Annotated in this window: 15 protein-coding genes and 1 pseudogene; all 16 read left to right on the top strand. The window is 67.5% G+C overall.

Annotated elements, in window-relative coordinates:
* Window position 1: 1 nt before the first annotated feature.
* The 16 genes and pseudogenes from zomB to ACFXKA_RS31100 all read left to right on the top strand — a co-directional run bounded on the left by zomB (window position 2) and on the right by ACFXKA_RS31100 (window position 25,638).
* Complete coding sequence (zomB, locus tag ACFXKA_RS31175) at window positions 2-1,987, top strand: flagellar motor control protein ZomB (protein WP_379430019.1); 1,986 nt, start codon at window positions 2-4, stop codon at window positions 1,985-1,987.
* Window positions 1,988-2,258: 271 nt separating this feature from the next.
* The gene (locus tag ACFXKA_RS31170) at window positions 2,259-3,302 is read left to right on the top strand and encodes an alpha/beta hydrolase (protein ID WP_379430018.1); all 1,044 of its coding nucleotides are present in this window, start codon (window positions 2,259-2,261) and stop codon (window positions 3,300-3,302) included.
* Between the two features lie 336 nt (window positions 3,303-3,638).
* Window positions 3,639-4,727 (top strand): alpha/beta hydrolase family protein, encoded by a 1,089-nt coding sequence (locus ACFXKA_RS31165; protein ID WP_354851066.1) that lies wholly within the window; start codon window positions 3,639-3,641, stop codon window positions 4,725-4,727.
* A 290-nt stretch (window positions 4,728-5,017) separates the two neighbouring features.
* Window positions 5,018-6,064 carry an alpha/beta hydrolase family protein gene (locus tag ACFXKA_RS31160; RefSeq protein WP_354851063.1) on the top strand — a complete coding sequence of 349 codons (1,047 nt, stop codon included), beginning with the start codon at window positions 5,018-5,020 and terminating at the stop codon, window positions 6,062-6,064.
* A 204-nt stretch (window positions 6,065-6,268) separates the two neighbouring features.
* Window positions 6,269-7,273, top strand: coding sequence for an alpha/beta hydrolase (locus tag ACFXKA_RS31155; RefSeq protein ID WP_379430017.1), 1,005 nt, complete (start codon window positions 6,269-6,271; stop codon window positions 7,271-7,273).
* A 354-nt stretch (window positions 7,274-7,627) separates the two neighbouring features.
* Complete coding sequence (locus tag ACFXKA_RS31150) at window positions 7,628-8,671, top strand: alpha/beta hydrolase family protein (RefSeq protein ID WP_354851060.1); 1,044 nt, start codon at window positions 7,628-7,630, stop codon at window positions 8,669-8,671.
* A 303-nt stretch (window positions 8,672-8,974) separates the two neighbouring features.
* On the top strand, window positions 8,975-10,180 hold the full coding sequence (locus ACFXKA_RS31145; protein ID WP_379430016.1) for an alpha/beta hydrolase-fold protein: 1,206 nt from the start codon (window positions 8,975-8,977) through the stop codon (window positions 10,178-10,180).
* Between the two features lie 154 nt (window positions 10,181-10,334).
* Entirely contained in the window at window positions 10,335-11,312 is a 978-nt protein-coding gene (locus ACFXKA_RS31140) for an alpha/beta hydrolase family protein (RefSeq protein WP_354851057.1), read from the top strand.
* A gap of 278 nt (window positions 11,313-11,590) precedes the next feature.
* A pseudogene (locus ACFXKA_RS31135) lies at window positions 11,591-13,378 on the top strand (alpha/beta hydrolase-fold protein); the annotation flags it as partial.
* 520 nt (window positions 13,379-13,898) lie between these two features.
* On the top strand, window positions 13,899-14,435 hold the full coding sequence (locus tag ACFXKA_RS31130; protein ID WP_379430015.1) for a DUF732 domain-containing protein: 537 nt from the start codon (window positions 13,899-13,901) through the stop codon (window positions 14,433-14,435).
* A gap of 38 nt (window positions 14,436-14,473) precedes the next feature.
* Window positions 14,474-15,415 (top strand): cutinase family protein, encoded by a 942-nt coding sequence (locus tag ACFXKA_RS31125; RefSeq protein WP_379430014.1) that lies wholly within the window; start codon window positions 14,474-14,476, stop codon window positions 15,413-15,415.
* 472 nt (window positions 15,416-15,887) lie between these two features.
* The gene (gene fadD32 / locus ACFXKA_RS31120) at window positions 15,888-17,810 is read left to right on the top strand and encodes a long-chain-fatty-acid--AMP ligase FadD32 (protein WP_379430013.1); all 1,923 of its coding nucleotides are present in this window, start codon (window positions 15,888-15,890) and stop codon (window positions 17,808-17,810) included.
* A 168-nt stretch (window positions 17,811-17,978) separates the two neighbouring features.
* A complete protein-coding gene (pks13, locus tag ACFXKA_RS31115) occupies window positions 17,979-23,120 on the top strand; it encodes a polyketide synthase Pks13 (RefSeq protein WP_379430012.1) in 5,142 nt (1,713 codons plus the stop codon).
* A gap of 54 nt (window positions 23,121-23,174) precedes the next feature.
* Window positions 23,175-24,719 carry an acyl-CoA carboxylase subunit beta gene (locus tag ACFXKA_RS31110; RefSeq protein WP_379430011.1) on the top strand — a complete coding sequence of 515 codons (1,545 nt, stop codon included), beginning with the start codon at window positions 23,175-23,177 and terminating at the stop codon, window positions 24,717-24,719.
* A gap of 118 nt (window positions 24,720-24,837) precedes the next feature.
* Window positions 24,838-25,314, top strand: coding sequence for a hypothetical protein (locus ACFXKA_RS31105; protein ID WP_379430010.1), 477 nt, complete (start codon window positions 24,838-24,840; stop codon window positions 25,312-25,314).
* Between the two features lie 117 nt (window positions 25,315-25,431).
* Window positions 25,432-25,638, top strand: a complete 207-nt coding sequence (locus ACFXKA_RS31100; protein WP_379430009.1) for a DUF5988 family protein — start codon at window positions 25,432-25,434, stop codon at window positions 25,636-25,638.
* Window positions 25,639-25,685: the final 47 nt, after the last annotated feature.

The raw sequence follows: 25,685 nt of genomic DNA, 5'->3' as shown, positions 1-25,685 counted from the left end.
CGTGGTAGAGGGAGAAGAGCGAGAGACGGGCGCGCCGACGGCACAATTGCCGGTCGGTCGCGCCCGTCGGCGTGCGGATGCCTCCGCACGCTTCTCGCGACTATCCCGCGCCACGTTCATCGGTGGGATCGTGCTGACCGCGATACTGTTCGCGGCCGGCGCGTGGCAGCGGCGCTGGATCGCCGACGACGGCCTGATCGTCCTGCGCACGGTGCGAAACCTGATGGCGGGCAACGGTCCGGTCTTCAATCCGGGCGAACGCGTCGAGACCAATACCAGCGCGGCCTGGACCTACGTCGTCTGGTTCTTCAGCTGGCTCACGCACATGCGACTGGAGTACGTGGTGCTCGGCATCACGCTCACGCTCTCGGTGCTGGCCATGGTGTTCGCCATGCTGGGCGCGGCCCGGCTGTGGGGCGGCACCGGGTCCGCGCTGCTGGTGCCCGCGGGCGCGCTGGTCTACATCGCGCTGCCCCCCGCCCGCGACTACGCCACCTCCGGACTGGAGAACTGCCTGGTCATCTTCTGGCTGGCGGTGCTGTGGTGGGGGCTGATTCGCTGGAGTCAGGCCGAACGGGTGCGTCCCGCAGGCTTTTTCGGCCTGGTGTTCTTCGCCGGGCTGGCGCCGCTGGTGCGGCCGGAGATGACGGTGGTCGGCGGCCTGGCGCTGCTGATCCTGTTCTGCGCGCCGGTACCGCAAACCCGGCTGCGGCCCTGGGTCTTCCGCTGCCTGGTGGTCGCGGTGGCCGGCCTGGTGCCGCTGGGATATCAGATCTGGCGGATGGGCTACTACGGCCTGCCCTATCCGAATACCGCCGTGGCCAAGGACGCCGGTGGCGCGAAGTGGCACCAGGGCGTCATCTACATGTGGGACCTGGTGGGTCCCTACTGGCTGTGGCTGCCGCTGCTGGTGCTGACGATCGCCGCGATCGTGCTGGTCCGGCAGCGCCGGGCCGACCATCCGGCCGCCGCAGACGCGACCGCCGGCGCCGGAGACAAGAACTGGCGCGCGCGGATTCACCGTTTCAGCGTGTGGCTGCGCACCCCCGCCGCGATCGTGACGCTCATGGTCGGCAGCGGTGTACTGCTCACGGTCTACGAGGTTCGCGTCGGCGGCGACTTCATGCACGGCCGCATGCTGCTGCCGCAGCTGTTCCTGCTGCTCCTGCCGGTGTCGGTGCTGCCGCTGCGGCCCGCCCGGGGCTTCGGCCGGGGTGAGTCCGGAATGCGCGGCCTGGACTGGGCTTTCGTACTGGTGGCGGCCGCCTTCGTGGGCACGGCGGGCTGGGCGCTGTTCGCGGCGAACACCACCGCCATCACCACCGGGACCAAGATCCGCGCCAACGGCATTGTGGACGAGCGCATCTACTACGTGCTCAATACCGGGCACGACCACCCGATCCGCGCCGAGGACTACCTGGACTATCCGCGCATGCGCGCCATGGTCCGGGACATCGCCAACTCGCCGGATGGTGCGCTGCTGCTCAACTCGCCCTCGTTCATGAACTGGTATCTGGTGCCCGCGCCGGTGCCGGAGGGCAATGGCGAGCACGTGGTCTTCTTCTTGAATCTGGGCATGACCAGCATGAACGTCCCGCTGGACGTGCGTGTCATCGACCAGATGGGTCTGGCGTATCCGCTTGCCTCGCATACCGATCGGCTCACCGACGGCCGCATCGGGCACGACAAGAACCTCTACCCCGACTGGGTGGTCGTGGACACCGGCATGGTGGACCGGCACCCGTGGATGCCGTGGTTCCTGGACGAGAAGTGGGGCGACCAGGCCCGAACGGCGCTGTCCTGCCCGGATACTCAGGCGATGCTGGCCTCCTCGCGGGCGCCGCTGACCTTCGACCGCTGGCGGCACAACCTGATGCAGGCGTTCGACTTCGCGAAGTACCGCATCGACCGGGTACCGAAGTACGAGATCCAGCGCTGCCATCTGGAGGATCCGACGCAGCCGGCGCCGCCCGCGCCGCCGAGGTGATCCGCGCGCTGCACGTGTGAAAAGACCCCGCATCCTGTCCGGATGCGGGGTCTTCGCTTGTCCGTGAGGGGGTTTGACCGAAACATCACGTTCAGGGGTGTGAGTTGTGGTTAGCTATCTCGATTTGGTAACACCCCGGCGCGGGTTTCGCGATAAGCTCCGCGAGTACTCCCGACGCCGACCAGAAACCCGCTGTGCGGCAACGGTTGTCGCAATACGAACCCGGGCGGGTGGACAGGGAGGCCCGGGGCGTACGGACGGAAGGCCGAATATGCGGGGCGTGACGGTTCAGGGTGGGGCGCGGAGCTGGTTGCGGAAGTCGGTGCTGGCCTTGGCATTGGCGACCGTGGTGCCGATGGGGGTGTCGGTCCTGGGCGCGCCCGCCGCGCAGGCCGCGTTCGGTCCGGACGGGATGGACTTCTACGTCGACTCCAGCATGGGCCCGATCAAGTCACGCGTATTCCGTGCGGCAGACGGCAATACCAACCGGGTGGTCTACGCGCTGGACGGTGAACGCGCGCGTGAGGACGACAACGGCTGGGAGATCAATACCGATATCGCCCACGCGCTGACGGCCGCCAATATCAATGTCGTCATGCCGGTCGGCGGCCAATCCAGCTGGTACGCCGACTGGAACTCACCGAGCACCTTCCTCGGCATGCCGGCGGGCACCGCCTCCGGGCAGTCCGGATCCGGTGCCACCCAGGTACTTTCCGGCGGTCCCGGCAAGTCCTACACCTACAGGTGGGAAACCTTCCTCACCACCGATCTGCCCAACGCGCTGCGGGATCGCCTGGGCTTCAGCACGACTCGCAACGGCATCTTCGGCCTGTCCATGAGTGGCGGTTCCGCGCTGATGATGGCGGCCTTCCACCCGAACCAATTCGCCTACGCCGGTTCACTGTCCGGTGCGCTGGACCTGTCGCTGCCCGAAATGCGCACCGCTGTCCGGCTGGCCATGGTGGACGCCGGCGGCTACAACATCGACGCGCTGGCCGGGCCGAAGGACCTCAAGTGGCAGCACCTGGATCCGTTCCAGTTCGCGCCCAAGCTGAAGGCCAACGGCACCAAGATGTTCATCTCGGCGGGCAGTGGCCTGCCCGCGTCCACCGACGCCATCAACGCCTCGACCATCGAGGCCATGGGCATCGAGGCGGTGGCCCTGGTCGGCACCAAGGCCTTCCAGACCCGCTGGGCGGCGCTGGGTGGCGGCAATGTCGTGTACGACTTCCCGGCCGTCGGCGTGCACAACTGGCGCAACTGGGAAGCCGAGCTGAATCGGATGCTCCCGGACCTGTCCGCGAACATCGGGTGAGCCGGGCCGATCGGCGGTGAATTCTCCGAGAGTTTCGAGAGTCGCAGCGCGCCTTCGATATTCACCTTGCGTTATCGGGGATGCTGAAGTCGCGCAATGTGGTTCGCGCAGTATGGAGTGATAGTTGATGCGTATGAGTCTGCGGGGGCGGAATTCGACTCTCGAGTCGCACGCTGGCGCTGATGTGCGCCACATTCCTCACCGACAGTGGCGCTCGTCACTTTTGTCACGATCCGATAACGTCTCGTTGGCCCGCGCACGATAGGGTCGCCGAGACCTCAAACGTGGTTACGAGCACACGGTGAGACCGAACGACCGGAAAGGCCGGACAAATAAATGCGAGGCGATAGACGTCACAGATCCCGCGGTTGGCTCAAGAATTCCGTGGTCGGATTGGCGCTGGCGATTGCACTGCCGTTCGGGGTGTCGGCGGTCGGCGTCGGCACAGCGAACGCGGCACTGGACCCCGACGGGTTCGACTTCTACGTCGACTCGGCGTCCATGGGCCCGGTCAAGTCCCGCGTCTTCCGCGCGGCCGACGGCAATACCTCCCGCGTCGTCTATGCCCTCGACGGCATGCGCGCCCAGCAGGACCTGAGCGGCTGGGAGATCAACACCGACATCGCGCACGCGCTGACCGCGGCGAACATCAATGTGGTGATGCCGATCGGCGGCCAGTCCAGCTTCTACGCGGACTGGAACGCGCCCAGCAGCGTGCTCGGCGTGGGTGACGGCGCCGGCTCCTCCTCCGGCTCCGCCAAGCTGGGCTCCGGCTCGGCCTCGGGCTCGTCGTCGGGCTCGGGCGCCTTCCAGATCCTGGGTGGCGGCCCCGGTAAGAGCTACCGCTACACCTGGGAGACCTTCCTGTCCCAGGACCTGCCCAGCGCGCTGCAGAGCCGGCTCGGCTTCAGCCGCACCCGCAATGGCGTCTTCGGTCTCTCCATGGGTGGTTCCGGCGCGCTGACCCTGGCCGCCTACCACCCGGATCAGTTCAGCTTCGCGGGCTCGTACTCCGGCTACCTGAACATCTCCGCGCCCGGCATGCGCGAGGCCATCCGCCTGGCCATGATCGACGCCGGTGGCTACAACGTCGACTCCATGGCTCCGCCGTGGGGCCCGCAGTGGCTGCACATGGACCCGTTCGTCTTCGCGCCGCGCCTGAAGGACAACAACACTCGCTTGTGGATCTCCGCCGCGAGCGCGATTCCCGGCGCGGGTGATGTCTCGGGCGTGATGTCGGTGATCCAGGGCATGCCGCTCGAGGCTCTCGCGCTGGCGAACACCCGTGCCTTCCAGGCTCGGATGGCGTCCCTGGGCGCCGGCAACGTCACCTACGACTTCCCGTCGACCGGTGTCCACAACTGGAACAACTGGAACGCCGAGGTCTACCGGATGCTGCCGGATCTCTCGGCCAATATCGGCTGACAGCCGGCTCTCCACGCTGCGAAAAGCCCCCGCCTTCTCTCTCGGGCGGGGGCTTTTCGCATGTCTCGACGCCCTCTCCTGGATCGCCAGGGATACGCAGCGGAAATGGCTGGGAGGCCTGCGCGTGGCTCTGGATCGCTGAGGCGCGGTACCGAATCGTTGAGGATCGATTCGCGACTCGCCGCAGCGACCGCACCCGACACGCCCAGTCGGGCATCCGATACTCAGGTTGTACCGAAGATCTGTTCTGCGTGATCAATGTTCTGCTCAAACCGAGAAGGGCTGGGTCGATGCGGGTTCGAGGGTTCACACGGAAGGTACTGGGCGTCGCCGCTGCCGCCCTGCTGGTTCCCCTGATGGTGGTGATCGAATCGCCACCGGCCACCGCGGCGTTCGACCCGGCCATCTTCGATTTCTGGGCCGATTCCCCGGTCATGGGCCCGATCAAGACCCGCGTCCTGCGCGCTCGCGACGGCAATACCCAGCGCGTCGCCTACGTCCTGGACGGGATGCGCGCCCAGCAGGATCTGAGCGGCTGGGAGATCAACACCAATGTCGCCGAGGTGATGGCGGACCAGAACATCAATGTGGTGATGCCGATCGGCGGCGAGTCCAGCTTCTACGCCGACTGGGATGCGCCCAGCTCGTTCTTCGGCGCCGCGCCGGGCACCGGATCCGCGACCTACGGCACCGGGTCGGGCGTCACCGAGTCCATGGGCGGCGGCCCGGGCAAGAGCTACCGCTACGCCTGGGAGGACTTCCTCACCAACCACCTGCGCTGGGAGCTGCAGAACCGCCTGGGCTTCAACCCGTATCGCAACGGCGTGTTCGGGTTGTCCATGGGCGGCAGCGCCGCGCTCACCCTGGCCGCGTACCACCCCGACTTCTTCAGCTACGCCGGTTCGTACTCCGGCTACCTGAACATCTCGGCGCCCGGTATGCGCGAGGCGATCCGGTCCGCCATGCTCGACGCGGGCGGCTACAACGTGGACTCCATGGCCCCGCCGTGGGGGCCGCAGTGGCTGCGCATGGACCCGTTCGTCTTCGCGCCCACCCTGATCGCCAACAACACCCGGCTGTGGATCTCCGCCGGCAGTGGCGCGCCCAGGCCCGACGATCTGAACATCCCGCTCGGCGTGGCGGCCGACCGGCTGATCCGCGGCGCGCCGCTGGAAACGTTGGCGCTGGCCAATACTCGCGCCTTCCAGGTCCGCATGCTCAGCCTGGGCGCGCAGAACATTGTCTGGGACTTTCCGGCCACCGGGCTGCACGCCTGGACGAACTGGCAGGACGACGCCTATCGAATGATCCCGGATATGTCCGCGCACATCGGATAGACCCGACTCCCGGATGCGGCCGCCGTCCTCGCGGACGGCGGCCGTCGTGTGTTTCGCACCGGGGTGGTGGTCCATCACGGTTTGGTCGCGAGGGGTGTTTCGCCGCCTGGCGACACCGAATATGCGCCTAAGAAAGATCCTGCGGCAACAGCTTCTGCATTTCGGATGTGGTCATCGGAGACCACGCTCGTGAAAGGCGAGTCGATGCGGTCTGTTCGGGTACGCGAGTGGGTGCAGCGGTCAATGGCCGGTTCGGTCCGGGCGGTTTTGGCGGTTTTGGCTGTGGCGGTGACGGTTCCGCTGGCTGGGACAATCGGGGGGATGACGCCTGCGCATGCGTCATTCGATCCGGGCGGTTACGACTTCTGGGTCGATTCCGACATGGGCCCGATCAAGTCGCGCATCTTCCGCGCCCATGACGGCAATACCCGTCGCGTGGTGTACGCGCTGGACGGATTGCGTGCCCGCAACGACCTTTCCGGCTGGGAGATCAACACCGATATCGAGCGGGCGCTCACCGCGTGGAACATCAATGTGGTGATGCCGGTGGGCGGCCAGTCCAGCTTCTATTCGGATTGGGTGGCCCCGTCCGATACCAATGGCCAGACGGTCCCGTATGCCTGGGAGACCTTCCTGACCCGGGACCTGCGCCGTGCGCTGGCCGCCCGGCTGGGCTTCAATCCGCGCGGGAACGGGGTGTTCGGGCTGTCCATGGGTGGCAGTGCTGCCCTGGTGCTGGCGGCCTACCATCCGGATCAGTTCCGTTATGCCGGATCGTATTCCGGCTATTTGAACATTTCGGCCCCGGGTATGCGGGAGGCCCTGCGGGCGGCGCTGCTGGACGCGGGTGGCTTCAACATCGACGACATGTGGGGGCCACCCTGGAGCGAATTGTGGCTGCGCAACGATCCTTTCGTAATCGCGCCGATGTTGCGGGACAACGGCACCAGGATGTGGATCTCCAGCGGCAGCGGTGTTCCCGGTCCGCGGGATGTCGTGGAAAACCCGCTGGACGCGTACAACGTGACGGTGGCGATGGGGCTGGAATCCATAGCACTTACCAATACCCGCGCGTTCCAGGGGCGCATGGACTCCCTGGGCCCCAGCAATGCGGTGTTCGACTACACCTCCGAGGGTGTGCACGCCTGGCCCTACTGGTCGGATCAGGTCTACAAGATGCTGCCGGATCTGAGCGCCAACCTCGGCTGAGTGAAACCGCCAAGCTTCCTTGCGGCGTAAGGGATTTGCACGTTGCCGCGACATCACGAGGGATTCGCGATATGGTCACCGCACCATTACGGTCGTATGCGATAGTGACTGAGTTGATTCACTGAACCAGCCACTCATTAGCGTGGCCTTGCCAACCGCTCGGAGCGTCGAATACCCTCCAGCGAGCAAGTGTGACCAACCCGTGGTAGCGCTTCACTCACAGGGAAGTGTCGGGATTCGCTGTGAGCGGTGATTGCGCATGTCCGAGCATGGCTTTGTCATGCCGGGGGTACGCGATTGACAACTTAAGACACCGCAGCAGCGCAGTGCTGCGGTAGAGAAGGAGCAATATCCATGCGTTTCGGCAGGTCTGCCGTGCCGGGAGGAGTTTCGTCGCGACGCCGTGCGCAGAGTGCTTGGCGCACACGGCTTGTCGCGGCCACCGTCACCGCGGCGGCACTCGCGGTCCCGACCGCCTCCCTGGCCGTCCCGTCCATCGCCTCGGCCGCCCCGGCGTTCGGCCCGATGCACCGCGGTATTCCGGGCAGCTTCGAAGAGCTGATGGTGCCGTCCAGCATGGGCCCGATCAAGGTCCAGGTGCAGTGGGCCAAGAACGGTGGCAGCTCCGCGGTCTACATGCTCGACGGCATGCGCGCCCGCGATGATCGCAATGCGTGGGCCAATGCCGATGAGGGCGACGCCCCCGGCATATTCGCCAACGACGACGTGAACGTCATCATGCCGGTCGGCGGTCAGTCCAGCTTCTACGCCGACTGGGTGTCGCCGTCCAACACCAACGGTCAGAAGTACACCTACAAGTGGGAGACCTTCCTGACCAGGGAACTCCCCGATTTCCTTTCCGGCTACGGCGTTTCGCGCAACAACACCGCCATCGCGGGGCTGTCCATGGGCGGTTCGGCCGCCCTCATGATGGCCGCCTACCACCGCGACATGTTCAAGCAGGCCACCTCGATGTCGGGCTACCTGAACCTGTCCGCGCCGGGCATGCGTGAGGCCATCCGCCTGGCCATGCTGGACGCCGGCCGCTTCAATGTCGACTCGATGGCCGCGCCGTGGAGCCCGGCCTGGCTGCGCATGGACCCGTTCGTGTTCGCGCCGCAGCTCAAGGGTCTGCCGATGTACATCTCGTCCGGTAACGGCATCCCCGGCCCGTATGACGGTGTCGGTTCCGCCGCAGACGTTTTCAACACCGGTAACGCCATCGCGCTGGAGGCGCTGGCGAGCGTGAACACCCGTGCCTTCCAGGCGCGGCTGGGGCAGATCAACATTCCGGCCCAGTTCGACTTCACCGCGACCGGTACCCACAAGTGGCGCTACTGGCACGACGAGCTGGTGAAGGCCCGCCCGCAGATGCTGAGCGCGCTGGGTCTCGCCTAGTAGGAACGACCGCTGCTCGCCCCGGCGATAGCGTGAACGAATGAACCGGCCATCCGACAGGGTGGCCGGTTCTTTTATGCCTCCCCATCATTCGCCGCGACGCGGTAGAAACCTACTGTGACAGCGGTGGCAATTGGTAGATGGGGGAGAGGCGGCCGCAGAGGGCTGGCCGCGCTCGCGGTAGCCACGACGGCCTTGCTGACGGGTGGGGTTGCCGGTTGGGGCGCAACGGCATTCGCGGAACCGGGGGGCGCTCCACCAGCGGGTGAACCGGCGAAGCCCACCAAACCCGATATTCGAAATGTGGTGTGGCTGAGCGACAGACGCGTCGCCCTGTGGGTGGATTCCCCCGCCATGGGCGCTCAGATCCAGGTGCAACTGCTGCTGGCCAGAGACTGGAAAGCCAAGCCGGACAGCAAATTTCCCGTGCTCTACCTGCTCGACGGCCTGCGCGCGGGCGACGATCAGAGCGGGTGGACCAAAGACGCTGGGGCGGAAGGCTTCTACGCCGACAAGAACATCACGGTGGTGCTGCCGGTCGGCGGCGCGGCCAGCTTCTATTCCGATTGGAAGCTGCCCGACAACGGCACGACCTACAAGTGGGAAACCTTCCTCACCAGGGAATTGCCGCCGCTGCTCGACCGCGACTGGCGCACCACGAATGTGCGCGGCCTGACCGGGCTCTCCATGGGCGGCACCGCGGCCATGGCGCTGGCGTCCCGCAATCCCGGATTCGTGCGCTACGCCGCCTCCTTCTCCGGCTTCCTCACGCTCACGACCCTCGGTATGCCGCAGGCGATCGCGTACGCCATGCGGGACGCGGGCGGCTACAACGCCGACGCCATGTACGGCCCGCCCACCGACGCGGAATGGGAATCGCACGATCCCTACGCGCTCGCGGAAAAATTGAAGGGCCTCAGCCTGTATGTGTCCAGCGGCAGTGGCCTGGCGGGCATCCACGACATTCCGGCCGGGGTTCCGGGCGTCAGCACCAACTGGGTCGGCATGGCGCTGGAAGTGCTGGCGCGCTTCTCTTCTCAGCAGTTCGTGGCCAAGCTGGACAAGCTCAGTATTCCGGTGCAGGTGAACTACCGGCCCTCCGGCACGCATTCCTGGCCGTACTGGGATTTCGAGATGCGGCAGTCCTGGCCGCAGGCGGCGGCCGCGCTGGGCGTGGAGGAGACCAAGCCGGACTGCGCCGCCGCGGGCGCGATTCAGCCTGTGGCGCTGGCGAAGTCGTGGCTGGGCGACTGCCTGACCGCGGAGTATCCGGTGGCGGGTGGTGCGGCGCAGGACTTCCGGGGCGGACGGGTGGTGTGGTCGGCGGCCACCGGCGCGCATCCGGTGGGCGGCATGATCGGCGGCGCGTACGCGGGCGCGGCGGGACCCGCTGGCGCACTCGGCTTCCCCACCTCCGATGAAACGCCCATACCGGGCGGAGCGCAGCAGGCTTTCCAGCACGGCACCATCGTTTTCCACGACGGCAGGGCCGAGATACACGCCAGCTGAACCGGATACCCGCCGATTACCTCCGGGTCGACGGTAGAGTGCACCGTTGTCCGTGACTCCCGTCACGTCGGTGTGGTTCCCCCTGCGGTTCAGGAGATCGATCTCTATGGCAGTACAGGGCGCTTCGTCATGCCCGCAGCACGGTTCGATTCGGATGTCCGGACGCGCCCGCGTCAGACGCCGCTGGCGGCGCGCCCTCGCGGTCGTCGCGGCCGTGCTGGCGCTCCCGGCGCTGGCGGCGCCCGCCCTCGCCATGCCCGCGCATCCTCAGCACCGCGCCCGCGAGGGCGGCTTCGAGGAGCTGATGGTGCCCTCCAGCATGGGCCCGATCAAGGTGCAGGTGCAGTGGGCCGCGCATGGCGGCGACGCGGCGCTGTACCTGCTCGACGGCCTGCGCGCCCGCGACGACTTCAATGCCTGGAGCTTCGAGACCAACGCCCTGCAGCAATTCGCCAATGACAATGTCACCCTGGTGATGCCGGTCGGCGGGCAGTCCAGCTTCTATACCGACTGGCGATCGCCCTCGAACACCAACGGGCAGAAGTTCACCTACCGGTGGGAGACCTTCCTGACCGAGGAACTGCCCGCCTTCCTCGAGGGCTACGGCGTCTCCCGGACCAACAATGCGGTGGCCGGACTGTCCATGGGCGGGTCGGCGGCCCTCGCGCTGGCCGCTTATCACCGTGACCAGTTCAAGCACGCCTCCTCGTTCTCGGGCTACCTGAACATCTCCGCGCCCGGGATGCGCGAGGCCATCCGCATCGCCATGCTCGACGCCGGCCGCTTCAATGTGGATTCGATGGCCTGGCCGTGGAGCCCGCAGTGGCTGCGCATGGACCCGTTCGTCTTCGCACCCCAGCTCCGCAACCTGCCCATGTTCATCTCCGCGTCCTGGGGCGTGCTCGGCCCGCACGATCACCCGGACTCCCCCATCAGCATCTTCAACACCGCGAATGCCGTTGTGCTGGAGGCCCTGTCGATGGTGAACACACTCTCGTTCGTGGGCCGGATGACCCAGCTCGGCATCGGCGCCCACTACAACCTCCAGGTCGAGGGCACCCACTCGTGGCCCTACTGGCAGGACCAGCTGGCCACCGCCCGCCCCGACATCCTGGCCGCACTGGGGGTTTGATTCTGGACGTATGCCAACGCGGCCGCTGATTTCGTGGCGGTCGGGGTAACTCCGGGGGTACGCCCGAAATCGGTTTGCCACCTGACCGCCGGCGCGCGTGCGGGACGGCGACGGCTCTCGGCTGTGCGCTGAAGATGCGGGGAGGCAGGTCGGCAACTGGACGTTTGCTGTGGAAAGGTCCGTTTCCGTGTGTCCTGCCGGGACTGGCGGGCTTGCGGAGGTACAACACTTGTGTGGCTGGAGTTGTCCGTGGGATCAAAAGCAGGCGCGTGCGCTGGATGGCATGCGCTGTAGCGGCGCTGTTTCCGCTGGCCGCGGGCACTTTCGCACAGTGCGGACCGGCAAGCGCCGCACCGGATGCGCCCGCCGCTCCCGCGGCGTCCATCCAGAAGATGTCGTGGCTCAACGACCGCCGGGTCGCCCTGTGGGTGAATTCGCCGGCCACCGGCGCACCCATCGAAGTCCAGTTGCTGCTGCCGCGTGACTGGAACGCCAAGCCGGACGCCAGGTTCCCCGTCGTCTACATGCTGGACGGTCTGCGGGCCACCGACGACGAGAACGGCTGGACCAAGGACGCGGGCGCGGCCGGCTTCTACGCCGACAAGAATTCCCTGGTGGTGCTGCCCATCGGCGGCCAGTCCAGCTTCTACGCCGACTGGCTGGCCCCCGACAACGGCCACAACTACAAGTGGGAGACCTTCCTGGTGAAGGAGCTCCCGCCATTGCTGGAGAGCCAGTTCCGCGCCACCGATGCGCGTGCGGTGGAGGGACTCTCGATGGGCGGCACCGCGGCCATGATGCTGGCCGCCCGCAATCCCGGCTGGGTGCGCTCGGCCGCCTCCTACTCCGGTTTCCTCACCCTGACCTCGCTCGGTATGCCGCAGGCGGTCGATTTCGCCATGCACGACGCGGGCGGCTTCGACTCGGCGAAGATGTTCGGCCCGCCGGGCAACCCGGCCTGGAAGGAACACGACCCCTACGAGCTGGCCGACAAGCTCAAGGGCGTGGCCCTCTACGTCTCCAGCGGCAACGGCGTCGCGGGCACCACCGACCCGCTCTCCGACATTCCGGGCATCACAAGCAATTACGCGGGCCTGGGCCTCGAGGTGCTGTCCCGGCTGAGCACCCAGAACTTCGTGGCCAAGCTCAATCAGCTGAACATCCCCGTCTCGGTGAACTACCGCCCGTCCGGCACTCACACCTGGCCGTACTGGGATTTCGAGATGCGCCAGGCCTGGCCGCAGACGGGCGCCGCGCTGGGCGTGGACGCGACCCCCGTCGACTGCAGGACCGGTGGCGCGATCGCGCCGGTGACGCAGGGCAACTCCTGGCTCGGTGACTGCCTCACCGCGGAGTACCCGCTGCCCGGCGGCGTGGCCCAGGACTTCCGCGGCGGCAAGGTGTTCTTCTCGCCGGCCACCGGCGCCCAGCCGGTCGCGGGTGCGATCGGCGGCAGCTACGGCGGACTGGGCACGGCGGCAAGCGCTCTGGGCTTCCCGATCGCGGGCGAGGGCGGCCTGCCCGACGGCCGCGGCCGACTGCAGCCGTTCCAGCACGGGTCGATCTACTGGACCCCGCAGACCGGTGCGCAGGCGGTGCGCGGGGCCATCCTCGACGAATGGGCGAGGCAGGGCTACGAGCGCGGCCCGGCCGGGTACCCCTCCGGCCAGGAGGCCCGGACGCCCCAGAAGGACGGCGCGGTACAGGGTTTCGAGAACGGGCCCATGTACTTCAGCGCCAGGACCGGCGCGCACCTGGTGCAGGGCCTGATCCTGGGCAAGTACGCGCAGCTCGGATTCGAGAACAGCCCTTACGGATTCCCGACCTCGGGTGAGCAGCCGGTGCGCGACTTCGGCCGCTGGTCCGGCTTCGAGGGCGGCAATATCTACTGGAGCCCGCTCTCGGGCGCCTGGGGCGTGCGGACCGGTCCGATCATGGACGCCTGGGGCGCAACCGGATTCGAGAACGGACCGCTCGGCTACCCGATCTCCGACGAGAGCCCGACCCCGGGCGGCACCCAGCAGACCTTCCAGGGCGGCACCATCACCATCCGCGACGGCCGGGCCGCCGCGGCCACTCTCGACGGCCGCCCGATCGCCATCCCCGGCGCCGAGCAGCCCAAGCCGGCCCCGGCCCAGCCGGCCGCCCAGCAGCCCGCATTCCCGCTGCCGGGCCTGCCCGCTCTGCCGCTGCCGGTGCCGCCGGCCCCCGAGGTTCCGGTCCCTGTCCCGGCGACCCCGGCCGCCGCCCCCGCCGCCCCCGCCGCCCCGGCCGCGCCGGCCCCGGCCGCGACCCTCGCGCCTGCTCCGGCACCCGCACCCGCACCTGCCGCGGCTCCGGCACAGCCATCTGCCACGGCTCCGGCTCCGTCCCCGGCATCCGAGCCCTCACCTGCCGATCCCGCGCAGCCCGCGCCCATTCCGGCGCTGGGTCCGGAGGTCCGTCCCAACTGAGACTTTCCGCAGAAATAGCCCTAATCGGCCCTAAGAAGTGGATGTGGTTCCGTTGTGGCCCGGGACTCCGTCCCGGGTTGCGGCTAGCCTGGGGGCGACCTCTTGCCCCTGGACAGATATAGGAAGCGAATTGATGCACGGTACCCGTGGAAAGGTATTCGGCGTGGTGGCCGCCATCGCCGCCGCTGGACTGCTCGCCGCCTGCGGTAGCAACGACTCGACCGCCAAGAGCACGCCCACGCTCACCACGACCAAGACCACGGCCGCCGCGTCCGCCACCCCGGGCGACGCCGCGCCGTCCACGGATCAGCAGGCTCCGCAGGCCGCGCCGGATGCCGGGACCCCCAGCGCCACGGCCGAGCGCCCGGCGCCGGTGCCGAGCCAGTTCCTCACCACCCCGAACGGCTCCCCGGCGCTGTCGGACAAGGAGAAGAGCTTCCTCGACGAGCTGAAGAAGGCCGGTATCACCCCGGGTTCCCCGGACATCGCCGTCACCGCGGCCAATCTGGTGTGCCAGGGTAAGTCGGAGAACGCCCCGCAGGATCAGATCATCACCTACGTGACCGCGATCGCCGGTTCCGATCCGTCCTTCGATCCGTCCAAGATGACGGTCGAGCAGGCGGGCAAGATCTACTACGACGTCGCCTCGAAGAGCTACTGCAACAAGTGACGACGCGACGCCGAATCGGACAAACCCGGTCACGGCCGGTGGGTTGCCTGCTGCTCGCCATCGCGGCGATCGTGATCGTGGTCGTGGTGGCGCTGCTGCTGTGGTACCTGCTGGCCGGACGGTTGCGGCTGCCCGGCCCCAAGCCGCCGGCCCCGCCCCGTCCGAGTTCGCAGCCGGCCACCTGCCCGGACGTGCTCATGCTGTCCGTGCCGGGCACCTGGGAGTCGAACAGCCGCGACGACCCCTACAGCCCGGCCGCGAACCCGGCGTCGCTGATGCTGAACATCTCCAATCCGATCCGGGCCAAGTTCCCCGATGAGCGGGTCGAGGTCTACACCGTCCCGTACGTCGCGCAGTTCTCCAATCCGGTCGCCATTCCGCCGGACGGGCAGTCCTCCTACAACAACAGCCGTTCCGAGGGCGCCAAGCGGGCCAGCGACAAGCTCGCGCAGACCGCCGCCCAATGTCCGCTCACCACTTACGTTCTGGCGGGTTTCTCGCAGGGCGCGGTGATCGTCGGTGATATCGCCGCGCAGATCGGCGCGGGCAAGGGCCCGGTGGCCGAGGACCAGGTGCTGGGCGTGACCACCATCGCCGACGGCCGCCGCGATGTCGGCGATCCGGGCGAGGCCATCGAGATCGGCCCGACCCCGCCAGGCGTGGGTGCTGAGGTGGCGCTCAAGGGCCTGAACGTCCCCGGTATCACGATGACCGGACCGCGCGGCGGCTACGGCAAGCTCACCGGCCGCACCTTCACCATCTGTGCCGCAGGCGATTTGATCTGTGATTCCCCTCGGCAGGCGCTGAGCCCGAACAATATCCTGGGCAGCCTGAACATCCTGGTCCGCGCCGCGGGCAATCCGGTGCACAGCCTCTACAACGGCTACCAGGTGGACGACAACGGCACCACCGCCACCGAGTGGACGGTGAACTGGGCGTCGGGTCTGATCGAAAACGCTCCGCACCCTGCACATACGTAAGCCGTCGCGCAGCGAACCCTATGCGTTCGGGCGCACCCTGGTCGATGGGTGCTTCACCGGCGGTGTGACCCCCACCGACCGACCCCCCAGTTCCGGGGTCACCCGGTAAAGTGCTCCGGGTTGCGACACTGCCGAGACCCGGCGCGTGCGGCAACTCACATCCAGTCCTAGTTGTGTCCTATGTGGGGCGTTCCCCACCCATTTGGAGGCATTCGCGCCGGTCATTCCGTAGTCCAGAGATGTGAGCTGGGAGATGTTCGGCCGCTCCGAAGCATGGCCGGGCAGCTGCTCTGTAACATGTCCCTGGTTTGAGAACATCTAGCCAATAGACGGTCACCGCGCAGACCGCAACACAATTCTGCAGGTTGGCTCTCGTATGGAGCTCCCGCGGGCGAAGAGAGTCGGGGCCTCACAGGTAACAGCGGCAATGCATGCCGTCTCATGCCGCGTGTGCCTCGGAGGAGAAGAAGGAATGGACGAGACTTTCGACGATTACCTCGACGAAACGGGGAACATCACGATTCCCGAGGGACGCACCCTCGTCGACTACGTCGAGAAGCACACTCACGGTAACGACGCCAATGACTTGGCCTACCGCTACATCGATTACTCACGCGAGCGCGACGGTGAGTACCAGGACCTCACTTGGAGTCAGTTCGGTACGCGGCTGCGCGCGGTGGCCGCCCGACTGCAGCAGGTGACCAAGCGGGGCGATCGGGTCGCGATCCTGGCTCCGCAGGGCCTGGATTACGTCATCTCCTTCTTCGCCGCCATCTACGCGGGCACCATCTCCGTGCCGCTGTTCGATCCGGACGAGCCGGGCCACACCGATCGCCTGCACGCGGTCCTCGGTGACTGCACGCCCTCCGCGATCCTGACGGCGAGCTCCTCCGCCGCCGGTGTCCGCCAGTTCTTCCGGTCGCTGCCCGCGGCCCAGCGCCCGCGCATCATCGCCGTCGACGCGATTCCCGACAGCGTCGGGGAGTCCTGGATCCGCCCCGACATCGTGGTCGACGACATCGCCTACCTGCAGTACACCTCCGGCTCCACCCGGGTGCCCGCCGGTGTCGAGATCACCCACCGCGGTGTCGGCACCAATGTGCTGCAGATGGTGAACGCGCTTGATCTGAACGAGAATTCGCGCGGCGTGACCTGGCTGCCGCTGTACCACGACATGGGTCTGCTGACGGTGATCCTGCCCGCCGTGGGCGGCAAGTACATCACCATCATGTCCCCGGCCTCGTTCGTGCGCCGGCCCTCGCGCTGGATCAACGAGCTGGCCGCGGTGTCCGACGGCGCCGGAACCTTCGCCGCCGCACCGAACTTCGCCTTCGAGCACGCCGCCGTGCGCGGCCTGCCCAAGCCGGGCGAGTCGCTGGACCTGTCGAACGTGCTCGGCCTGATCAACGGCTCCGAGCCGGTGACCACCACCTCGATGAAGAAGTTCAACGAGGCGTTCGCCCCGTACGGCCTGCCCAAGACCGCCATCAAGCCGTGCTACGGCATGGCCGAGGCCACCCTGTTCGTATCGGCCACCCGGCACGAGGACGAGGCCAAGGTCATCTATGTGGACCGGCTGGAGCTCAATGCCGGTCGCGTGAAGAAGGTCGAGCAGGGCGCGGAGAACTCCATCGCCCAGGTGTCCTGCGGTTACATCGCGCTGTCGCAGTGGGCGACCATCGTGGACGGCGACTCCATCGACTCGCCCGAGGGCGCGCGTGAGCTGCCCGACGGGCAGGTCGGCGAGATCTGGCTGCACGGCAACAACATCGGCATCGGTTACTGGGGCCGCGCCGAGGAGACCCAGAAGACCTTCCGTAACCAGCTCGCGCATCGACTGTCCGAGGGCAGCCACGCGGAGGGCGTGCCGGCCGACGGCATCTGGCTGCGCACCGGTGACTACGGCGTCTACGTGGACGGCGAGCTCTACATCACCGGCCGCGTCAAGGACCTGGTCATCGTGGACGGCCGCAACCACTACCCGCAGGATCTCGAGTACTCCGCCCAGGAGGCCTCGACCATGCTGCGTCCCGGTTTCGTCGCCGCCTTCGCGGTGCCCGCCAACCAGCTGCCCGCCGAAGTCTTTGCGCAGGACAGCCATTCGGGCCTGAAGTACGACGCCGACGACGCCAGCGAGCAGCTGGTCATCGTGGCCGAGCGCGGCCCGGGCGCGGGCAAGGCCGACCCGGGGCCCATCGCGGATGCGGTCCGCGCGGCCATCTCGTCCCGGCACGGTGTCACCGCGCGTGACATCCTCCTCGTTCCGGCCGGTTCGATCCCGCGTACCTCCAGCGGCAAGATCGCCCGTCGTGCCTGCAAGGCGGAGTACATCGGCGGCACGCTGCGTGGTGGTTACACGCAGCAGGCCTTCCCCGATGCACCAGACGAGGAGTGAGACGACCGTCTCGAAGTTGGATGGCGCGAGCCCGTTCGGTTCGCGCCATTCATGCATGAAAGGCAGTGCCGTTCCGGCACGCGAAGACAGAGCCGTTCGGGCAGGGAACGGCGAGAGTCTCGATAACAACGCCGCGCACCGTGAGCAGACAGGTAGCTTGAGGAACTGATGGCTGAGAACGAGGGCACGGACCCCACCCAGACGACCGAGAACGCACCGGCGGCCGAAGGTGCGGCCACGCAGAAACCTGCTGTGGCCGACATGTCGGTGGCCGACCTGCGGGAATGGCTGTGCCGCTGGGTCGCCGACGCGACCGGGCAGCCGATCGAGAACATCACCGTGGACCGGCCGATGGAGGAGTTCGGCCTGGCCTCGCGGGATGCCCTCGCGCTCGGTGGCGATATCGAGGAGCTGACGGGGGTCGTGCTGAACGCGACCATCGTCTACCAGCACCCGACCATCGCCTCGCTGGCCGAGCGAATCATCAATGGGGAGCCCGACCTTCCGGCCGACGTGGCTGACGACTCGTTCTATACGCAGGGTTTCCAGCCGGGCCAGGCGCACGATGTCGCCATCGTCGGGCTGTCCACCCGCCTGCCCGGTGCGGGCGATACGCCTGAATCCACCTGGGACTTCCTGATCAATCGCGGTGACGCGATTCGCGACCTACCCGAGGGCCGCTGGTCGGAGTTCCTCGACGATCCGCGCTTGGTAGAGCAGATCGCCAAGTCCAACACCAAGGGCGGCTACCTCGACCAGGACGTCCTCAAGAGCTTCGATGCCGAGTTCTTCGCCCACTCGCCGGTCGAGGTGGAGCGCATGGACCCGCAGCAGCGGTGGGCGCTGGAGTTGACCTGGGAGGCATTGGAGCACGCCAGGATTCCCGCCAATACCCTCAAGGGTCAGCAGGTCGGCGTCTTCATCGGTTCGACCAGCACCGAGTTCATGCTCCTCGCGGGCATGGCGGTCGGGAACACCGATCCGGGCACGCCGCTCTCGGCCGAGGGCTACGGCATCATGGGCAGCGTCTCGGCCATCATCCCCAACCGGGTCTCGTACTTCTACGATTTCCGCGGCCCGTCGGTGGCCGTCGACACCGCGTGCTCGTCCTCGCTGGTAGCGGTGCACCAGGCCGTTCGGGCGCTGCGCAACGGTGAGGCCGATCTGGCGCTGGCCGGTGGCACGAACGTGCTGCTGTCCCCGGCCGCGACGCTGGCCTTCGATGCCAATGGCGGCGTGTCGAAGGACGGTCACATCAAGGCGTTCTCGTCGGACGCCGACGGCATGGTCCGCTCCGAGGGCGGCGGTCTGGTCGTGCTCAAGCGGCTGGCCGACGCCGAGCGCGACGGCGACACCATCTACGCGGTCGTCAAGGGCTCCGCGGTCAACAGCGACGGCCGGTCCAACGGCCTGCTGGCCCCGAACCCGGACGCGCAGGCCGATGTACTGCGCAGCGCCTACCGGGATGCCGGAATCCCGCCGTCCCAGGTCGACTACATCGAGGCGCACGGCACCGGCACCCCCATCGGCGACCCGATCGAGGCGGATGCGCTCGGCCGCGTCATCGGCCGGGGCCGAGAGGCCGACAAGCCCGCCCTGCTGGGTTCGGCCAAGACCAATTTCGGTCACCTGGAGGCCGCGGCCGGCGCCGCGGCTCTCGCGAAGGTCATCATGGCGTTGCAGCACAACGTCATTCCGCCGCACCTCAACTACGCGGGTCCCAGCCCCTTCATTCCGTTCGACCAGGCGCACCTGAAGGTCACCGACCAGCCCACCGAATTCCCGCGCTACAGCGGCAAGGCCACCATCGGCGTCTCCGGCTTCGGCTTCGGTGGCACCAATGCGCACGTGGTCATCCAGGAGTACGTGCCGGCCCTCGCCGCAGCGGAGGCTTCCGAGACCAGCGGCCTCGACAACGAGACCACCGACGTGATCGCCGCGGCCGAGGCCATTACCGAAACCGTTGCGCCGGAGCCGGAGTGGGGCAATCGCGAAGAGCCGATGCCGCTGATCCTCCCGGTGTCGGGTTACCTGCCGTCGCGGCGCAAGCGCGCCGCCAAGGATCTGGCCGACTGGCTGGAATCCGAAGCGGGACAGGCGACTCCGCTGGCGGATGTGGCCCGGACCCTGGCCAAGCGCAACCACGGCCGCTCGCGCGGCGTGGTCGTGGCCAAGACCCATGACGAGGCCATCGCGGGCCTGCGGGCCATCGCCGAGGGCAAGCCGGGCACTGGCGTCTGGACCGCCGATTCCCCCGCCGCCAAGGGCGCGCTGTGGGTGATGGCCGGTTTCGGTGCGCAGCACCGCAAGATGGGCAAGCAGCTCTACACCGAGAACTCGATCTTCCGTAACGCTGTCGATCAGGTCGACGAGCTGGTCATGGACGAGGCCGGGTACTCGGTCAAGGAGATGATCCTCGACGACTCCATGGACTGGGACATCGGCACCGGCCAGGTCGGTACCTTCACCATCCAGGTGGGTCTGGCCTCGATCCTGCGCGCGCACGGCGCCGAGCCCGAGGGCGTGGTCGGCCACTCCCAGGGTGAGGTTGCGGGAGCGTACATTTCGGGCGGTCTGCCGCTCGAGGACGCGGTCCGGGTGATCTGCGCGCGCTCGCGGCTGATGGCCGAGGGCGAGGCCATGCTCACCGACGACCAGGTCCGCAATATGGCGCTGCTGGAGTACTCCGCCGAGGAGATCACCAAGCTCGTCGAGACCGAGTTCCCCGAGATCGAGGTCGCGGTATACGCCGCGCCCAACAACACGGTGATCGGCGGCATGCCGGACCAGGTGCACGCGATCGTGGCGCGCGCCGAGGCCGAGGGCAAGTTCGCCCGTGTGCTGCAGACCCGCGGCGCGGGCCACACCTCGCAGATGGACATGCTGCTGGGTGAACTCGCCGCCGAGCTGGCCGGCATCGAGCCCACCAAGCTCAAGCGTGACCTCTACTCGACCGTCCACAAGGACACCGTCTACCGCGCCGGGCACGCGCCCGTGCAGGACGTGGACTACTGGGTCATGAACATGCGCGGCTCGGTGTACTTCACCAACGCCATCCGGCAGGCCGTCGACACCGGTATCACCACCTTCCTGGAACTCGCGCCGAATTCCGTTGCGCTCATGCAGGTCCTGGGCACCACCTTCGCGGCGGGCGTGCACAATGCGGCACTCATCCCGACCCTCAAGCGCAAGGAGGACGAGGCCGCGGGCGTCATCTCCGCGCTGGCGCAGCTGTACGTGCACGGCCACAAGGTGGACCTGCCCTCGTTGCTGCCCGCCGGTGACTACGCCGCCGCGCCGCGCACCGCGTTCCTGCGCAAGCAGTACTGGCCCAAGGTGACCGGCGGTTTCGGCGGCGGCGCGGGCAATGCTCGTGTTCCGGGCGCGCACGTCGCGCTGCCGGACGGCCGCCACGTCTGGGAGGTGCAGGCCCCGGCCGTCACCGACCTGGCCGCACTGGTGAATGCCGCTGCCGCGCAGGTGCTCTCGGATGTCACCGTCGGCGCGTCCATCGCGCACGGCGCGGTCCCTGCCACCGGCACGCTGACCACCACGCTCACCCCCCACCCGGGCGGCGCGTCGGTGTCGGTCCACGCCAAGGAGGGCAATGCCTTCCGCCCGCTCTTCGACGCCGTCGTCACTGCGTCTCTCCCCACCCACGGACCCCTGGCCGCACCGCTGCCGGAATCGGCTGTGGCACAGCCGGTCGCGGCCGTCCAGGCGGCTCCCGCTGCCGAAGTAGTCGAGGCGGCCCCCGGCGAGCGCTGGGATCCCAAGGGCACGCAGACCATCGAGCAGCGCCTGGCCATCATCGTGGCCGAGTCCATGGGCTACGCGGTCGAGGATCTCCCGATGGAGATCCCGCTGATGGAGCTGGGTCTGGATTCGCTGATGGCCATGCGCATCAAGAACCGCGTGGAATACGAGTTCGACATTCCGCAGCTGCAGATCCAGGCCGTGCGCGATGCCAGCCTGCTCGAGGTCGGCAAGGTGCTGCGGTACGCGATCGAGCACCGCGATCAGCTCGATGACATCGCCGCGCGGCAGGCCGCCGGTGAGGAGATCACCGTCGACGCCGACTTCATCTCCGCCGCGCGGGCTGCCATGGCCGCCGGCGAGGACCCGGCCGCGCTGCTGCCCACGACCGAGACCACCGATGTGGTGGCCGAGGCCGAGGAGATCGTCGCGGAGCACGAGTCCGCCGCGCCGATCGCCGAGACCGACGCCGACAATGTGCCCCCGCGCAATGGCGAGGAGCGACTCGCCTTCGCCACCTGGGCGCTGGTGACCGGCAAGACGGCGGGCGGCATCTTCAACCCGCTGCCCGAGATCGACGACACCACGCTGGAGAAGCTGGTGGCCCGGCTGTCGGAGCGGGTCAAGGCCGAGGTCGATCCGGCCGAGGTGCGGGCCTGCAAGACCATCGAGCAGCTGTCCGAGGTCGTTGTCCGCTATCAGGGCAAGAGCTCCGATCTTGAGGGCTTCGTGCGCACGCTGCGCGCGCCGGAGGCCGGTTCGAATGCGGTGCCGGTCTTCGTGTTCCACGCTTCGGGCGGCAACACCCTGGTGTACGAGCCGCTGCTGAACCGGCTCCCGGCCGGGACTCCGATGTACGGCCTGGAACGGGTCGAGGGCACCATCGAAGAGCGTGCGCACCAGTACATTTCGGAAATTCGCAAGCGGCAGCCGGAGGGCCCGTACATTTTCTACGGCTGGTCGCTGGGCGCGGTGTTCGCGTTGAAGGTCGGCGAGATCATGCGCGCCGAAGGTGCGGACGTCCGGCACGTCGGCCTGATCGACCTGGCCATTCCGGTCGAGCCATTCAGTGACGCCCCCGAGGAGCGGGTGGAGCGGATCCGCCGCTACCAGGCGTTCGCGCAGAAGACCTACGGCTTCAATGGGGAACTCGATCAGGAGCAGCTCGAGGAGCTGGCCGCGGCGTCCGACGCGGAGCAGATCGACATCATCATGGAGCTGCTGAAGTTCGCCGGGGTCGACATCCCGGGCGGCGTGATCGAGCATCAGCGCACCTCGTGGATCGACAGCAAGGAGCTGCAGAAGATCGAGCCGTCGAAGTACGACGGCGCCGTCGCCCTCTACCTCGCCGATCGCTACCACGACGGAATGATCGAGCTGGAACCGCGTTTCGCGGACCGGCGGCCGAACGGCGGCTGGCAGGAACACATTCCGAATCTGGAGATCATCCACATTCCGGGCGATCACATCCAGATCATCGACGAGCCCCGGATCGCCACCATCGGCGCCGATCTCACCAAGAAATTGTCGGAGATCGACACCACAACGAAATAGCACCACGACGACACGAGTTCTGGGAAAGTAGGTTTTTGCCGAGAGGAGTGTCCAGTGAGCACCACCGCCGACAAACTCGCCGACCTTAGACACAAGCTCGACATCGCGAGGGAGCCGGCGGGAGAAGCGGGAATCGCCAAGCGGGCCAGGAAGGGAATTCCCTCGGCCCGCGACCGCATCGAGATGCTGCTGGATCCCGGGACTTTCGTGGAAGTCGGTGCGCTGGTGCGCAATCCGGGCGACAAGGCCGCCCTCTTCGGGGATGGCGTGGTCACCGGCCACGGCCTGGTGGAGGGCCGCCCGGTGGCCGTCTTCTCGCACGACCAGACCGTCTATGGCGGTTCGGTCGGCGAGATGTTCGGCCGCAAGGTTGCGGGCATCCTGGAATTCGCGGCCAAGATGGGCTGCCCGGTGGTCGGCATCAACGACTCCGGCGGCGCCCGCGTGCAGGAGGCGGTGACCTCGCTGGCCTGGTACGCCGAGCTGGGCCGGCGTCAGGAACCGTTGTCCGGCTTGGTGCCTCAGATCTCCATGATCCTGGGCAGCTGCGCGGGCGGCGCGGTCTACGCGCCCATCAATACCGACGTGGTGGTGGCCACCGAAGCGGCCTACATGTTCGTCACCGGGCCCAAGGTGATTCGCGAGGTGACCGGTGAGGATGTCAGCCTCGAGGAGCTCGGCGGCGCGAAATCCCAAGCCCAGTACGGCAATATCCACCACGTCGCCCCGGACGAGGCCGCTGCCTTCGAGTGGGTCCGCGAGTACCTCGGCTATCTGCCGTCGAGCTGCATGGAGCTGCCGCCGGTGGTGAATCCCGGGCTGGAACCGGAGATCACCGACACCGACCTGGAACTCAACGGCATCGTCCCCGACGCCGACAATGCCGGCTACGACATGCACGAGATCCTGCTCCGGATCTTCGACGACGGCGCGTTCCACGAATTCGGTGAGGCCGCGGGCAAGAACGTGATCTGCGGCTTCAGCCGCGTGGACGGCCGCACGGTCGGCGTGGTGGCCAATCAGCCCCTGGTCTACGCCGGTGCGCTCGATGCCCGCGCTTCGGACAAGGCCGCCCATTTCGTGCGGCTCTGCGACGCCTTCGAGATCCCGCTGGTCTTCGTCGTCGACACCCCGGGCTTCCTGCCCGGAGTGGAGCAGGAGAAGATCGGCGTCATCAAGCGCGGCGGCCGGTTCATCTTCTCCTTCGTGGAGGCCACGGTCCCGAAGGTCACCGTGGTCATCCGCAAGTCCTACGGCGGCGGCTATGCCGTCATGGGGTCCAAACAGCTGGGCGCGGACGTGAATCTGGCCTGGCCCACCGCCCGGATCGCGGTCATGGGTGCGGAGAGCGCGGTGTCGCTCATCGGCGCCAAGACCCTGGCGGCGGCTCCGGAGCCGGAGCGCGCGGCCATGCGCAAGCAGATGATCGAGTTCTACAACGCCACCGTCGCGACGCCGTGGGTGGCGGCCGAACGCGGCTATATCGACGCGGTCATCGAGCCCGCCACCACCCGCCTGGAAATTCGGCGCGCCCTGCACCTGTTGCGCGACAAGAAGACTCCGGAGAATCCCCGCAAGCACCATCTACTGCCGTTGTAGCCGCGCCTGTTTCGGTGCGCGCCATTGCGGAATTCGGCGCCGGCCATTGCGACCCGCCCTCGTGTGTGAAAACATCTCATTTCAATTTCGAAAATGAGAGCTTGGGAGCGAAGCAGTAATGGCTACCCTTCGAATTCGGCACACGATCATCGGCGGCGCGGCCACCGCCGCGACCGCCCTGGCGGTCCTGTCCGCCGCACCGGCCGCCTCCGCACAGGTCACCGGGCTGTCGGCCGGGACCGGGCTGGCGCACATCAATACCACCTACACCCTGACGGCGTCGGTCGGCGGCGCGAACGCGGGCAGCCAGGTGGGCTTCTGGATCGCAAGCCCGTCCGGCGGCGCAGCCGCGTACATGGGCGCCTCTCCGGTGGATTCCAGCGGTCACGCGACCTACCAGTGGACCCCGACGACGGCGGGTACGTACACGCTCATCGCGAGTGACGACGGCAGCAGCACCAGCAACAACGCCCAGACCATCGGCGTCAGCGTGACCGCGGTTCCGGTGGGCGGCATGGGCACCGGCAGCGCCTCGAAGATTCCGATCATCGGCGGCCTGCTGAGCGGCCTGCTGAGCCAGTTCGGCCTCGTCTGACACCGATTCGCACCGTTTGAAACCGGCCTCGCCCCGCTCACGGGCGGCTTGTTCAGGCGGCTCGCCGATTGCGCTGAATCTATCGGGTGACCCGTACAGATGTGAGAGCCTTCAGCTATGAGTACCTCACCCTTGGCGCTACTCGAAGGCGGGCCGGATGGCCTCGAAACGCGGATCGTCCCGATCACGCCACCGGGCGTCGAGCTGCGAGTGGCGTTCGGGAACGGGTACGAGCGCTACAAAGTGACGTCACGCTGGCAGGACACTCCGGAGGGGAGTCTGCCCGTCTACGAGTGGGTGGCACACGTGGACGTCAAGAAATAGCAACTGGAATTCGATAGGACCCGGAAGAGCAGTGGCCGCCCGCGACG

Origin of the sequence: Nocardia sp. NPDC059228, from assembly GCF_042754245.1 — a bacterium.
Taxonomy (GTDB): domain Bacteria; phylum Actinomycetota; class Actinomycetes; order Mycobacteriales; family Mycobacteriaceae; genus Nocardia.
The sequence above is the reverse complement of the archived record's forward strand: the minus strand, read 5'-3'. Positions and strand labels throughout refer to the sequence as shown.

Coding starts and splice junctions, on each gene's coding strand:
- ACFXKA_RS31170 (WP_379430018.1), top strand. CDS start 2,259: ATGCGGGGCGTGACGGTTCAGGGTGGGGCGCGGAGCTGGTTGCGGAAG.
- ACFXKA_RS31165 (WP_354851066.1), top strand. CDS start 3,639: ATGCGAGGCGATAGACGTCACAGATCCCGCGGTTGGCTCAAGAATTCC.
- ACFXKA_RS31160 (WP_354851063.1), top strand. CDS start 5,018: ATGCGGGTTCGAGGGTTCACACGGAAGGTACTGGGCGTCGCCGCTGCC.
- ACFXKA_RS31155 (WP_379430017.1), top strand. CDS start 6,269: ATGCGGTCTGTTCGGGTACGCGAGTGGGTGCAGCGGTCAATGGCCGGT.
- ACFXKA_RS31150 (WP_354851060.1), top strand. CDS start 7,628: ATGCGTTTCGGCAGGTCTGCCGTGCCGGGAGGAGTTTCGTCGCGACGC.
- ACFXKA_RS31140 (WP_354851057.1), top strand. CDS start 10,335: ATGTCCGGACGCGCCCGCGTCAGACGCCGCTGGCGGCGCGCCCTCGCG.
- ACFXKA_RS31130 (WP_379430015.1), top strand. CDS start 13,899: ATGCACGGTACCCGTGGAAAGGTATTCGGCGTGGTGGCCGCCATCGCC.
- fadD32 (WP_379430013.1), top strand. CDS start 15,888: ATGGACGAGACTTTCGACGATTACCTCGACGAAACGGGGAACATCACG.
- pks13 (WP_379430012.1), top strand. CDS start 17,979: ATGGCTGAGAACGAGGGCACGGACCCCACCCAGACGACCGAGAACGCA.
- ACFXKA_RS31105 (WP_379430010.1), top strand. CDS start 24,838: ATGGCTACCCTTCGAATTCGGCACACGATCATCGGCGGCGCGGCCACC.
- ACFXKA_RS31100 (WP_379430009.1), top strand. CDS start 25,432: ATGAGTACCTCACCCTTGGCGCTACTCGAAGGCGGGCCGGATGGCCTC.